Here is a 12653-nt window from a genome sequence, read left to right as displayed (position 1 = left end):
TCCTATAGGAAGAATGCGCCGAGAATCATAGCGCCAAGGATCGCGCCGCCGGTCATTTCTTTACCTAATTTGTAGAAAATCGCACCGCCGATAATTGAACCGATACCAGCCCAAACATTATACTGACAAGCAGCTACAATAATCATTGGGCCCAAATAACGGCCGGTCGCATTACCAGCACCCATCATGATACTAGTACCGCCAACCGCAACACCATCCGGAACCAGCTTACGAATACCGATGATTACCGCACCTAAGACAAGGCCGATCACGGCGCCGGTTACTAATGCGAACAGAATATTGTCAAATGGCATTGTAACACCCATCGATAATAATAATGCCGGAATACCGATACCAACACCTGTCATCAAAGAACCGCCGATATCAAGAATACCTACTAATGGTCCTTCCAGTACACGGGCAATCAAGAAGCCTGCCGCAAAGCCTGCCGCTGCCGCGAAATCACCGCCGTCAAGACCATCTCTGAGCATTTGTACAATCGCGATATCATTAAATGCACCCGTGCCGAATTTAATATACATAAAGGTACCTGCGAAGATTGCCGCCGCAGCTCCCATAATCAATAAAATAAACGTTTCATCTTTCATTAAAAAGGCATCAACCTTTTGTGCAAATGTTTTCTTTTCCATTGATTGTTCCTCCTACAGACCAAGCTTAGCAAAGAAGCCTCTGAAGTATGCGATGGCAATGAACATTACCACAACAATTGCAATCAGAACCTTAACGATGCCGCTCTTATAACCATTTTCTTCAGCTGATTTACCAATCAGGATACCTAATACGATACCTGGCACCGCATTGCCTGATACTAATGCGGAAATACCGCCTAAAATCGTACCCCACATACCTGTGTAACGGCCGGCGTCAATCGCTGCCAGCCAGAAAATAGCAGGCATGACCGGATTCAGCATCCAACCGGTAGCTGGTGTCAATACGTTATTCGCAATCAAAGAAAGCTTTTCTGGAATAATTGTCGCCATCGTATTAAGGAAGGTAACGATTAAGGCGCCGATTACTGAACCAGCCATCATCATTTTGCGCGGATTCTGGATTGTTTCTTCAACATTACGGTTTTTAACCAACAATGATGCAGCCGCCCAGTTTGGTACAATACGATGGAATACATCCCCTGATAAAGCACCGGCACCTAACGCAGAAGCCGCTGCTGAGAAGAAGAACCCTAACCCGAATGAGAAATGGGCAACCGGGTCACCGTTACATGCGTTAAATTCTCCCAATGTTCTGAATGCGCCCATCGCCTGAATCTCAGGTGCATGGAACATTCTGGCAGCACCGGCCGCGATACAGCCGCCGCCGATAACACCAATAATTACTGAATAAAGTATAACCTCGACATTCATTTACTTATCCTCCTCTTGGACATCTAAATATTTAACCTTTAATACAATGCGGGCAGTTACCGTGTAATAACGGCGTACTCTTGGCATGAAGATAAACAGGAAAGCTTCCTTCTTTTCTGTGACATCCACCTTGTCAAAATAGACTTCCTGAGTATCCATCTGGATGATCGGCTTGTTGATATCCTGGAATACTTGCTTGCGCATCATATTAAAAATCTTCCCCACCGTATCAACCATACCGTCACCGCTCATTGTCACCGTAACAGTATGATCCATCTCCTTCAGCAGCTGCTCGCTCATGACTACTCTCCGTGTACTTTACGGTATGTTTCCACAAGTCTTTGACCTAAGTCTTCCACATCCATGAAGCCCAGTCCAACTACCTTACAGCCATCTTCAACAGCTGTACAGGCTGCTTCAATTGAACGCAGCTCAGATTTAGCCTTATAGCCATATTTATTTTGAGCTGTCAATGCGCCGGCACCGCCGCTGCCGCAGAAGCTGATCCCTAAATCGGCATTATTTTCATGCATCACATCGCCTAATTTCATATCCGCTGCCATGCCTGGAATAACGATTGCCTTACCGCCTGCCTTTTCAACACCTCTGGCTACCGCCTGACCTTTACCCATACGATGACCGATTACTACTAAAATTTCCTTACTCATTGTTTTTCCCATCCTTTCTGTTTTCGAGATATAATTGAATATGAGTAGCTACTAAAAATAACTCTGATTTATTTACTTCACAGCCATGGCTTTCAAACAAATCCTTTACCAATTCTTCTGAAAGCTGCATCGCCTGTAAAGAAACTCCTTCCATCAGTGAATCATCAAGATCCGGAATAAATTCCTTACTCAAAATACGTTTCGTAAGTGCTACTAAATGATTCGTAAACACCATTTCCGCATTCTCATCACTGAATTCAATCTTTAACTGCTTAAGCTTCTCATCGACCTGCTTCATGCAGCGTACGATTTCTTCGCTTACTTCCGCACTGACATCACTATTGTTCAGTATCGTGTCTAAATACTTCAATTTCATCCCCCCTGCTATAAATCGTATTGACTAAAGTCAGCCGCTGCTTCAGCGTTAATGAATCACCAATCGAATCCACAACCGCTTCATCACAGTCACTCAGCTTCATCACGGATAGATCACCGATAAAGCCTTCTTTCAATTCTCCCAGTCCCTTCAGCTGATAATGTCTAGCCGGAACACTGGTTGCCTTACTGATAACATCTTCAAGCGATTCACCGCAATTCAGCAGTTTTGAAAGTACCGCCGCCAGATTGTATACCGGGCCTTGATAATTCTCCACATGCAGATCGGTTGAAATCAAATCACAGTCAAAGTCCTGCGTCATCGCCTGTTTAAAGGTTTTAAAGCTGAAGCTTGCCACCCCATGTCCAATATCGAAGAGAACCCCGCGTTTGCGCGCGTTCAGCGCTTCCTCAATAATAGTACCGTCAGCATTTAAGATACCGCCCTTTTTGCCATGATAAGCATGAGTCACGATATCACCGGCTTCAAGTACATTCAGCACATCTTTTAAAGCCGGCGGGTAATTGCCGACATGAACCATCAGCGGCAGCTTAACCTCATGAGCGATTTCAGCTGCCAGACGAATCGGTTCAAACCCCATGGCGCCAACCACACTGGCACTGGCTCTGGCCTTCAAACCCACAATGTTATCCGGATACTTAGCAACCGCCGCCTTCAGCGCTTGCCGATCAATTTTATTCAGATCATCAAGCTCATGCGGTTCTGCCAGCCCCAGCTTAGAGACATTCAGTAAGGTGAAGACCTTTGTTTTGCTTTGGTCAATATACTCACTGCGGAAAGTCTCATAATTCAAAGCGCCGCTGCTGCCGGCATCAAAGATCGTCGTTGCCCCGCGTTTGATACCCAATACATCCGGTTCAATCCCCAGTGAACATTGCGGGAAACAATGCACATGAATATCAATCAGACCCGGTGTTACTAAACAGCCGGAAGCATCAATCACCTCTGCGTTTGCCGCTTCAATGTGCGGTGCGATTTTTTCAATCCGGCCATTTTTCAGCAGGATATCCATCACTTCCTGATGATAACCATTGACCGGACTCAGCAGACTGCCATTCTTAATAAGTAGTTCCAACATGTGTCAAACCTCCTTGTTGAATATATAGAGGAAAAACGCGTACCGCTCATGAATCGGAATTGTAATCAATAAGCTTTCCTCAACAAGAGCGAAGAATTTTTCCATTAAATCAAACACATTACTCTGTTCATCGCGGTATTTATAATAAGCCTCAATAATTTCTTCCTCATCTTCTTCATTCTGCTGAGAAAACCAGCGAGGCACTGCCATACTCATATGAATCAGCATACCGAGTACCGCGTCCTGACCCATTGAAACCTCAGGCGGCAGCTTGCTGATATATTCAAGCAAGGTCAGCTGCAGCTTACTGTATAAGGTTGAAGCCGCTGCCAAATCAGTCTTGCTGGGATCTAGCTCATCCTTGTATAAATCAAAGGGATCATTCTTAGCATTAAAGGAAGCTGAATTACTGTGATCCATCGGAATAGAATCAATGAATTTCCCATAATGCAGAAATTCCTGTATCCGCTGAATATCTTCCATCGATAAGATTCGGGAAATCTTAATGACCGGATAAGCTGAATGCGCGATTGGAATCGTTGATATCACAAAATCGATATCCTTCCACAAATTGATGTTGTCAAGCTGATAAGGCGATACCGAACCGACAATTGTCAGATTCTGGAACACATTGCGGATACGCGTTGTCAGCAGATTGCTTAAACCCTTGCCGGTCGCACAGACAACCAAAACCTTTTTGTTGCTTGCTGTCTGATTGATCAGATTCTTATAAAGATAAATTGCCAGATAGCTGATTTCATTCTCAGAGAGCTTCATCAGAAAATGCTTTTCAAAGATGTCTGCAAAATCATTAGCTAATAAATAAAAATCTGCGTAATTTTCTTTCAATTCATCAATTAAAGGATTCTCATCATTTTCAAGATGCAGATATTCTTTATTGATCGTATGCTGAAGATGCTCATACAGATCATCATATAAGGTAATCGTATCAAAGACATAAGGCAGATGATGCTTATCTGCTTTCAGCAGCTCAAGCATCTCATCAAGCGCGTGATCCAATTCATTCAGATCCAAACAGCTTTGATTTACAAAGATACCGTTAGAATTTAAAATCGTATTCATCCATTGAACTTCCAGCGTATTGATACCGCGGTTGCCAAGCTCCTGAAGCAGCGCCATTGTATAATCACTGCCCGCTGCCTTTTGGTTATTTTGTGTAAAACCCTTGCGCAGCCGCAGATCGCGGATCAGACAATAGCTCAGCAGATTGATAAAAGCCGTATTGGAGAGCCAGACATTATAATGTGTGTTCACCTTTTTGATTGCCTGTGAGACATCGCTGATGGTCAGCATTGAAATCTCTTCCTTAAGGATACGCGGCAGCAGCAAATACCAATCTTCCGGTGTATAGCTGCCTTTAAATGCGCTTACCAATAGCTGTGTCACAATCTTGCGCAGCATGAATTCCTCGGCCTCTAACTGATAGCCATAGGCCTTTTGTGAATTGACGCGGATACCGCTGAAAGCCGCTTCTAAGTTATTCAGAATACGGATTGCAGTTGAACGTGAGATATAGAAGGTATCGGCAATCTCATCAGCGCTGATCGGCTTGCTTTGCAGCATCAGATAAAGCAGCATTGAATTATTCCTTGTTTCATCGGAATCATCCAGCAATGACGGCTCCTCCTGCTGACCATTCTCAGCAATGACACGGCTGGCCTTGGGCTTTTGTTCAGCGGGGATATAAAACCCCTTTTTAGCCTTCGTCCGTACATCAATCCCCTGCTTTTCAAGTGCTTCACGAATCTCATTCAAATCATAGCGAATCGTTCGCTCACTTTTGCCAAAGCGATTCATCAATACCGTTATATCCATCGGTGTGCCAGCAGCAATCAGATTTTTTAATATTTCGATCTGGCGGTTATTTAATTGAAGCTTCACGTCAGTCATCCCTTCTTTCAATTGCTCCTGTTACATTTTCATTTTAACAGGGATTTATTTTGTTTTAATTCTAACAAATTGCAAAAACATGTAAAGTAACTGCAATTTTGAATTGTTTAAAATTGCAGAAATAATCTGATGAAAGAAAAAATCCGACAGTGAGATGTCGGATCATCATTGATCGTTGCAATTTATAGATTTAATGCATAGCTTTTCAATGATCTTTCATTTACTTGCACGGCGTCTTTTTACCATAACCATCGTGACACATAACCCTACCGCGATGTAGACAAACCAAAAAAGCGGATATGCGATCAATGGCTGTACAAGTTGCGGATACGGGGCGGCATAGCCAACCAAGAGTATATTATAGATAAATGAAAATGGAATCAGCGTCAGCAGCCAGATATTGATCATCCAGAAATTGCAGCTGGCACCAGCCTTCGTAGCTTCTGAAGCGGTAAACATGCCAATTCCATAAACCATACAGCCAACCGCCATAATAACTAAACCAATGACAATTGAGGTCGCAAGCTGTTCTTCATACCAAACCGCCGCCGACATAATCAAGCCGATAAAATTAAAAACTGTGGCTGTGATCACAAAGATATTGGCATTGGGCAGCTGCTTACCATTGTCAGCTTCCTCGATACCCTTGAGTAGATAATCTGTCGTAACTCCAAAATATTCACTCAGCAGGATAATCTTATCTAAATCGGGAATGCTCTGTTCACTTTCCCATTTTGATACTGCCTGCCTTGAAACGCCGAGCTGATCCGCCAAGCCCTCCTGTGAGATGCCCCGCTGCTTTCTTAACTGCTGAATTCGATCTGATAGATTCATAATAAAACTCCTTTCCTGACAAGCTCATCTTATCAAGAATGCTGCTGTCATGAACACCAACCGCGTCTTGAAAGTTGTCAACCAGTGGTTGCGAATGCCTGCCAAAAGCCTTATTTCGTTAAAATCAGCTATTTAAAAGCAGTATTTTTCAATAGCTGCCGCTACACCATCCTCATCATTGCTTAAGGTCAGATCATACGCCCGCTCTTTAACATAAGCTTCCGCGTTACCCATGGCTACTGAATATTTTACTTTAGAAAACATATCGATATCATTTTCACCATCACCTATTACCAGCACTTCATCAACACCGATGTTTTCATCCTTCATCAGTTTTTCAAGACAGCTGCCTTTCGTAATTCCCTTTGGTGAAAATTCGATGGCTCTGGGAACCGGGCGCACTAATTCACAATCCGCAAAGCGCTTACTCAGCTCTGCCATGATAGAAGTGACATATTCTGGCTCACGCATAAAAGTTATTTTATTTAATTCCCTTGGCAGCTGGGCTGCTGAATAAACCCAATGAATATATGGATAACCGTTACGGGTATCGCCTAGCCAGCCCCAGGCGCCGCCCGTCCATGGATAATCATCCGGCAGCTGCAGTTCTTTCCGTTCCTTCTGCTTTTGCGCAAAGACCCAAGGCGTCATTGCCATATAGATCGTATCATCAAGATAACACTGAATCTCACCGCCATATTTTTTCAGTTCATTAAAAACAGCAACGATCTGTTCATGATTTAATCGCTTAAATAAAACCCGTTCATTGCTTTGCAGATGACGGTATGCCATCCCGTTGACCTCAATAAAATAGCCATCATATTTTTTCATATCCAAAGCTTGCGCATAAGGATAAAGCCGGTACTGACTGCGGCCGCTGGCCAGAATCAGCTTGATTCCCTGCTGCTGACATTTCATTAATACCGCTTTATTGCGGCTGCTGATTTGATCCTGACTGTTCAGTAAGGTTCCATCCATATCGGTTACGATCCATTTAATCATTTAATCACGCCCTTCAGTCCTTATTGTATCAGCAAAGTAAAGGGACATGCAAATAATTTATCCAGATCAGGAAGTATGCTGAAGCAATTTAGGATAAGTTAAATCAATCATAAAGGCGCCTAAAGGAGCTGTAATCAGAATCGATAATACCGCGATAGTCAGAATCAGCTCTCCGCATGGCAAACCCATCGCCAGCGGAATTGAGCCAATCGCTGCCTGAACAGTAGCTTTTGGCGTGTAGGCAATCATACAGAAAAGACGCTCACGGCCGCTTAGATCACTCTTAAACAGACAGCAGGCCACGCCCAGCATGCGAATTGCCAGCACACAGAATATCAGGAAGACGGCAGGTAAGCCAGCCGCTGCCGCATAATTGATATTTACAGCAGCACCGACTAAGACAAACAGCATGATTTCTCCGCCTTTCCATAATGTTGAGAAGATGGGCCGCAGTGTTTTGGCATGAATCGGCGAGCATTTTTGAAGAGTGATTCCCATACTCATCACCGCTAATAAGCCCGAAAGCGCCACCCGGCCTTTTAAGCTATTTTCCAATCCACACAGCAGCAATGCCGCGCTCAGGACAAGCAAGACTTGATAGGGCTCAGACTTCACCCATTTTAAAAGCCGCTGCAGCAGCCAGCCGCTCAGACAGCCGATCAGCGCGCCTAAAAGAATAGAGACGGGAATATCGGCAAAGCTGAGCAGCGTCACGGTACCGCCAGCCGCTAAGGATGTGAAAATGGAAAACAATACGATCACAAACACATCATCAACCGAAGCACCAGCCAAAATCAGCTGCGGAATACTCTTCTCACTGCCATAACCGCTTTCCATAAGCTTCAGCATTTTAGGCACAATGACAGCGGGTGAAACAGCGCCGATAACACTGCCCAGCAAGGCTGCTTCAATGACCGTAATATTGAAGATACGCGGCGCGATCAGCACCATGGCGGCAATTTCAAAGCAGGCAGGCAGAAAACACATCAGAAACGCCGGCCGGCCCACCCTTTTTAAATCATTAATATCTAATGACAGACCCGCTCTCAGCAAAATGATTACCAATGCGAGCTGTCTTAAATCAGCAGAGATGGACAGCAGTGAATCACTGAGCAGACGCAGGCCAAAGGGCCCCAACAAAATTCCTGCCAGCAGCATGCCAAATAACGGAGGCAGATGCAGCTTTTCAGCTGCTGAGCCTGCAAATAATCCCACAATAAATAGTAAGGCTAAGCTTGTTAACATAATTAATCCCCTTTCAAAAAAAAGCTGATGATCCACAACAAAAAAGTTGCAGAAGTCATCAGCTTTACGCGGTTTCGGTTTATTCCGAGGGAGAACTTCATTCCCTGTTATTATCATAGCATAAGCAGCTAAATCAAGCAAGCCTTATCAGCAGTTACAGCCCAGCACACTATCAACCGGCAGCGCAAACAAACAGCCGCCGGCCTCACTCTTCAAGCCGCAGGTCTGATTGACTGCTTCCATAATAGCCTGCTTCTTATCCGCCGTACTCAGAATCAAAATCACATCCTTTTCCGCTTGAACCGTCAGTCCCATGAATGACTGACTGGCTTCACTGTCTAATGAGCGAGCATGCAGCAAGGTGCCGCCCTTAGCCCCGGCCTTTCTAGCTTCTGCCATTACTAACTCCTGACAGCCCTTGTTTACAACTGCACAAATTAAAGCATATTTACCTTCTTCCATAGACACTGTCTCCTCGCCATGATTAAGCATGATATTTTTTAAAAATAAACTGCTGATACTGCTCAGCGGCATGGTAAAAATAATCCCGCTGTTTGGTTTTTCAATATGAATTGCCGCCGCGATTGCCTTTTGAAGTGATGCAAGAACATGAGCAGGCGCAAAAGTAAATACCAGCTCTTTTTCCGTTTCTCCCAGACCGAGATAATTCAAATACTCACTGCTGGCGGTGCCTGATGCCATACACGCATAAGAGAAGTACAGCTGATGCTGATGGCAGATACTGCCGATTCGATTGCCCTGATCACGATTAACGATCAGTACCATACATTTTACTGTCGCTTTGCTCATAGTTCAGCCTCCTCAAAATTAATAATCTGATCATCACCCTCTAAATCAAGCTTAAGCTCACGCTGTTTCAGCTTCATAATCAATCCCAAAAGCTGAATCGTCAGCAGCGGTGTCATCGCTACAAGGGCAACGATACCAAACGCATCGGTTAAAACATTACCGCCAATCGCTTCACAGGCTCCCATCGCAAAAGGCAGCAAAAATGTCGCCGTCATTGGACCGCTGGCAACACCGCCGCTGTCAAAAGCAATAGCCGTAAAAATTTCCGGTACATAAAAACTCAAAAGCAAAGACAGCGCATAGCCGGGGAGCAGAAAAAACATGATATTGATCCCGCTTAAAATTCTCAGCATCGCAATGCCTAAGGATAAAGCTACGCCAATTGACAGAGAAAGCTCCATCGCCCGTGCCGAGATCGTTCCCGCTGAAATTTCAGCCACCTGTTCCTTGAGCACATGAACCGCCGGTTCAGCCTTTACGATAAAATAGCCGATGATCATACCAATCGGTATTAAAATCCATGCATAAGGCAGCGTGACAATTTGGGCACCCAGATAACTGCCCGCCGGCATAAAACCGACATTTACGCCGCATAGAAATAAAACAAGACCAATAAATGTATAAATTGTACCAATGATAATTTTTATTAACTGACGTTTTAAGAAACAGCGGGTCACGCACTGAAACAGGCAGAAGAAGATTAAAATCGGCCCCAGCGCTTTACCTACCTCAAAAATTGTATGCGGTATTTCTGCCATAAAGGTTTTAAAGACATCCTGTGTCGTCTCAACATGAACCATCTCAAAGGGCGTATAGCTGACCCCCTCAGGATGATAAAGAATGCCTAATATCAGCACCGCCAAAATAGGACCGATGGAACACAGCGCGACTAAACCAAAGCTTTCTTCCTGTGAATGGGCTTCATCATTGAAGCGAGCCAGACCGATACCCAACGCCATGATAAAGGGTACGGTAATTGGGCCGGTAGTCACACCGCCGCTGTCAAAAGCAACAGCTAAAAAGCTGTCAGGCGTAAAATAAGCCAAAATGAAGACTGCCGCATATAAAATCAGCAGCATATATTTCAGTTTGAGCTTAAAGATGGTTCTCAGCAATGCCAAAATGAGAAAAATGCCTACACCTGCGGCCACAGTCCAAATCAAAATACGATCCGGAACGGCCGGCACTTGATGCGCTAATACCGTTAAGTCTGGTTCCGCCGCCGTAATAATCACACCCATCGCAAAGGTTACTAGAATCATGATCGGCAAGCGCCGGCTTTTTACCAGTTCACTGCCTGCCCCTTCACCAATCGGCATCATTGACAGCTCTGCGCCCAGCGCAAAGAAGCCCATGCCGGCAACCAGCAGCAAAGCCCCTGCCAAAAACATCAGCATCATGCCAAGCGGCAGCGGTGCGATGGTAATACTTAATATAAAAACAATCAGGGTAATCGGAATTACCGAAGCCAATGCTTCATTAATTTTCTGTTTTAACTTTCTCATTCGTCACCTCTTTCCATACTATGTTAGTTTAAGTTAATTATAACATATTTTTCATTTCTTTCTGTAAATAATGATTAAAAATGTCATTCTTAATGATAAAGTAAGCAACAAATATTGACAGGCAAATCTGCTTCATGTAAACTTATCTGCATGAAGGTTTTTAGAATAAATCTTACTTGTTCAGGGTGAACATGTACTCATAGTTTTATGGGTACATTTTATATTTTTAGGAGGGATGTTTATGAAAAATACCGTTAATGGGATTACGGAAGGGGTCATTTGGAAACAGCTGCTGATTTTCTTTTTTCCTATCGTCTTAGGTACCTTTTTCCAACAGCTTTACAATACGGTCGATGCGATTATCGTCGGTAACTTTGTCGGCAAGGAAGCCCTTGCGTCTGTGGGCGGTACGACCGGTACACTGATTAACCTAACGGTTGGCTTTTTCGTTGGTCTCTCCTCGGGTGCCGGTGTTGTTTTAGCGCAATACTTCGGCGCTCAGGATCGTGAAAACATTCATCGCTCTGTTCATACTTCTATCGCGTTGGGAATATTGGGCGGTGCTATATTGATGGTTATCGGCATCTTCGGGGCGGAAAGTGCCATGCGGATGATGCAGACGCCTGAGGAAATCATGGCTTATTCCTTAACCTATCTGCGGATATATTTTATCGGTGTCATTCCGCAGATGATCTATAATATGGGTTCCGGGCTTTTACGGGCTGTCGGTGATGCCAAACGGCCGTTGTATTATCTGATTGCTGCCTGCGGTGTCAATATCGTTCTGGATTTATTATTCGTTGTAATCTTTCGCTGGGAAGTCATGGGGGTTGCCGTCGCGACCATTCTTTCTCAGCTGGTGAGCGCAATCCTTGTCTCCTATACGCTGATCCGTTCCGATACGCTTTATCAGCTGCATCCGCGCGAAATCCGCTTAAACCCAACCATTTTAAAAGAAATTATCATTATCGGTCTGCCGGCAGGTCTGCAGTCGGTCATGTACGCGATTTCCAATGTTATTATACAGTCAAGCATTAATGCTTATGGTACAAATTCGATTGCCGCTTGGACCGCTTATGGCAAAATTGACGGCTTATTCTGGATGGTAATGGGTGCTTTTGGCGTAGCTATCACTACCTTTGTCGGTCAAAACTTTGGCGCCCGCAAGCTTGATCGTGTGCATAAGAGTGTAAAAATATCGATACTTATGGCCTCGATAACCGCCATCGCGATTTCATGCCTCTTCTTAAGTACCGGTCAATTCATCTATCGCCTCTTTACCAATGATGCTCAGGTCATTGAAATCGGTATGCAGATACTATGGATTTTAGGCCCCTTCTATGTCTGTTATGTATGCATTGAGCTGCTTTCAGGCGCCATGCGCGGCTGCGGTGAATCCTTTGTACCGATGGTGATGACTGCCTTGGGTATCTGCGGCTTAAGAATTGCTTGGATAGCATATTATATGCCGCAAAACGTATTACTGGATAAGATTCTGCAATGTTATCCTATAACCTGGATCGTGACTTCTATTTTCTTTATCCTCTATTATCTGCAGGGCGGCTGGCTGAAACGCCGTAAATTAAAAGCTGGTATCATTGAATAAGCAAAGGACCCATCAAGGGTCCTTCTTTTACTATTGTCCAATCTTTAAATCAATCGCATGTTTATTTTCCAAGCTCTTGCGGATCGCTTTTAAGATATCGCCATGACCATCCTGCAGACTCATTGTCGCAGAAGATGTCACATCGGCAAGCATATCCTTTTCTTCCTGACTTAACGCTTCATATTTCTTTACGTCTTCATCCTTGGAAGCGTTAG

General features: G+C 44.3%; 14 protein-coding genes and 1 riboswitch. Of the genes, 1 reads left to right on the top strand and 13 read right to left on the bottom strand.

All coding sequences use genetic code 11. The annotated features are described in order from the left end of the window. Positions 1-2 precede the first annotated feature (2 nt). The 12 genes from DAHG_RS16835 to DAHG_RS16780 all read right to left on the bottom strand — a co-directional run bounded on the left by DAHG_RS16835 (position 3) and on the right by DAHG_RS16780 (position 10832). The gene (locus DAHG_RS16835) at positions 3-650 is read right to left on the bottom strand and encodes a DUF4310 family protein (protein ID WP_022939515.1); all 648 of its coding nucleotides are present in this window, start codon (positions 648-650) and stop codon (positions 3-5) included. Positions 651-662: 12 nt separating this feature from the next. Continuing rightward, positions 663-1382, bottom strand: coding sequence for a DUF4311 domain-containing protein (locus DAHG_RS16830; protein ID WP_022939514.1), 720 nt, complete (start codon positions 1380-1382; stop codon positions 663-665). After that, positions 1383-1682, bottom strand: a complete 300-nt coding sequence (locus DAHG_RS16825) for a DUF4312 family protein (RefSeq protein ID WP_022939513.1) — start codon at positions 1680-1682, stop codon at positions 1383-1385. Between the two features lie 2 nt (positions 1683-1684). Then, complete coding sequence (locus DAHG_RS16820) at positions 1685-2050, bottom strand: SFCGS family glycine-rich protein (protein ID WP_022939512.1); 366 nt, start codon at positions 2048-2050, stop codon at positions 1685-1687. Beyond that, positions 2043-2420 carry a PRD domain-containing protein gene (locus DAHG_RS16815; protein ID WP_161650567.1) on the bottom strand — a complete coding sequence of 126 codons (378 nt, stop codon included), beginning with the start codon at positions 2418-2420 and terminating at the stop codon, positions 2043-2045. Before DAHG_RS16815 ends, DAHG_RS16820 begins: the two co-directional genes overlap by 8 nt. Further along, the gene (locus tag DAHG_RS16810; RefSeq protein ID WP_022939510.1) at positions 2389-3525 is read right to left on the bottom strand and encodes an amidohydrolase/deacetylase family metallohydrolase; all 1137 of its coding nucleotides are present in this window, start codon (positions 3523-3525) and stop codon (positions 2389-2391) included. The genes DAHG_RS16815 and DAHG_RS16810 overlap by 32 nt, the downstream gene beginning before the upstream one ends. A 3-nt stretch (positions 3526-3528) precedes the next feature. Continuing rightward, complete coding sequence (locus tag DAHG_RS16805; protein WP_161650565.1) at positions 3529-5427, bottom strand: BglG family transcription antiterminator; 1899 nt, start codon at positions 5425-5427, stop codon at positions 3529-3531. A 225-nt stretch (positions 5428-5652) separates the two neighbouring features. Then, positions 5653-6270 carry a helix-turn-helix domain-containing protein gene (locus tag DAHG_RS16800; RefSeq protein ID WP_022939508.1) on the bottom strand — a complete coding sequence of 206 codons (618 nt, stop codon included), beginning with the start codon at positions 6268-6270 and terminating at the stop codon, positions 5653-5655. Positions 6271-6402: 132 nt separating this feature from the next. Continuing rightward, complete coding sequence (locus DAHG_RS20140; protein ID WP_022939507.1) at positions 6403-7272, bottom strand: Cof-type HAD-IIB family hydrolase; 870 nt, start codon at positions 7270-7272, stop codon at positions 6403-6405. Between the two features lie 66 nt (positions 7273-7338). Continuing rightward, positions 7339-8517, bottom strand: a complete 1179-nt coding sequence (locus tag DAHG_RS16790; protein ID WP_022939506.1) for a cation:proton antiporter — start codon at positions 8515-8517, stop codon at positions 7339-7341. Positions 8518-8559: 42 nt separating this feature from the next. Beyond that, positions 8560-8631, bottom strand: a riboswitch (Fluoride riboswitch). Between the two features lie 33 nt (positions 8632-8664). Continuing rightward, on the bottom strand, positions 8665-9327 hold the full coding sequence (locus tag DAHG_RS16785) for a hypothetical protein (RefSeq protein WP_022939505.1): 663 nt from the start codon (positions 9325-9327) through the stop codon (positions 8665-8667). Continuing rightward, positions 9324-10832 (bottom strand): DUF1538 domain-containing protein, encoded by a 1509-nt coding sequence (locus tag DAHG_RS16780; protein WP_022939504.1) that lies wholly within the window; start codon positions 10830-10832, stop codon positions 9324-9326. Before DAHG_RS16780 ends, DAHG_RS16785 begins: the two co-directional genes overlap by 4 nt. Positions 10833-11073: 241 nt before the next feature. Between DAHG_RS16780 and DAHG_RS16775 the strand changes: the two genes are divergently transcribed. Further along, positions 11074-12438 carry an MATE family efflux transporter gene (locus DAHG_RS16775; RefSeq protein WP_022939503.1) on the top strand — a complete coding sequence of 455 codons (1365 nt, stop codon included), beginning with the start codon at positions 11074-11076 and terminating at the stop codon, positions 12436-12438. 30 nt (positions 12439-12468) lie between these two features. On the opposite strand, the gene DAHG_RS21475 is transcribed toward DAHG_RS16775, so the two are convergent. Continuing rightward, the coding region (locus DAHG_RS21475; RefSeq protein WP_034457495.1) for a hypothetical protein at positions 12469-12653 on the bottom strand (185 nt) is incomplete at its 5' end.

Source organism: Dielma fastidiosa (genome assembly GCF_000313565.1).
GTDB lineage: Bacteria > Bacillota_I > Bacilli_A > Erysipelotrichales > Erysipelotrichaceae > Dielma > Dielma fastidiosa.
This window is presented reverse-complemented; position numbering and strand designations above follow the sequence as displayed.

Excerpts from the sequence above, each read along its gene's own strand:
- DAHG_RS20140 (WP_022939507.1), bottom strand. The coding sequence starts at position 7,272 with ATGATTAAATGGATCGTAACCGATATGGATGGAACCTTACTGAACAGT.
- DAHG_RS16820 (WP_022939512.1), bottom strand. The coding sequence starts at position 2,050 with ATGAGTAAGGAAATTTTAGTAGTAATCGGTCATCGTATGGGTAAAGGT.
- DAHG_RS16785 (WP_022939505.1), bottom strand. The coding sequence starts at position 9,327 with ATGAGCAAAGCGACAGTAAAATGTATGGTACTGATCGTTAATCGTGAT.
- DAHG_RS16825 (WP_022939513.1), bottom strand. The coding sequence starts at position 1,682 with ATGAGCGAGCAGCTGCTGAAGGAGATGGATCATACTGTTACGGTGACA.
- DAHG_RS16830 (WP_022939514.1), bottom strand. The coding sequence starts at position 1,382 with ATGAATGTCGAGGTTATACTTTATTCAGTAATTATTGGTGTTATCGGC.
- DAHG_RS16790 (WP_022939506.1), bottom strand. The coding sequence starts at position 8,517 with ATGTTAACAAGCTTAGCCTTACTATTTATTGTGGGATTATTTGCAGGC.
- DAHG_RS16835 (WP_022939515.1), bottom strand. The coding sequence starts at position 650 with ATGGAAAAGAAAACATTTGCACAAAAGGTTGATGCCTTTTTAATGAAA.
- DAHG_RS16800 (WP_022939508.1), bottom strand. The coding sequence starts at position 6,270 with ATGAATCTATCAGATCGAATTCAGCAGTTAAGAAAGCAGCGGGGCATC.
- DAHG_RS16780 (WP_022939504.1), bottom strand. The coding sequence starts at position 10,832 with ATGAGAAAGTTAAAACAGAAAATTAATGAAGCATTGGCTTCGGTAATT.
- DAHG_RS16810 (WP_022939510.1), bottom strand. The coding sequence starts at position 3,525 with ATGTTGGAACTACTTATTAAGAATGGCAGTCTGCTGAGTCCGGTCAAT.
- DAHG_RS16775 (WP_022939503.1), top strand. The coding sequence starts at position 11,074 with ATGAAAAATACCGTTAATGGGATTACGGAAGGGGTCATTTGGAAACAG.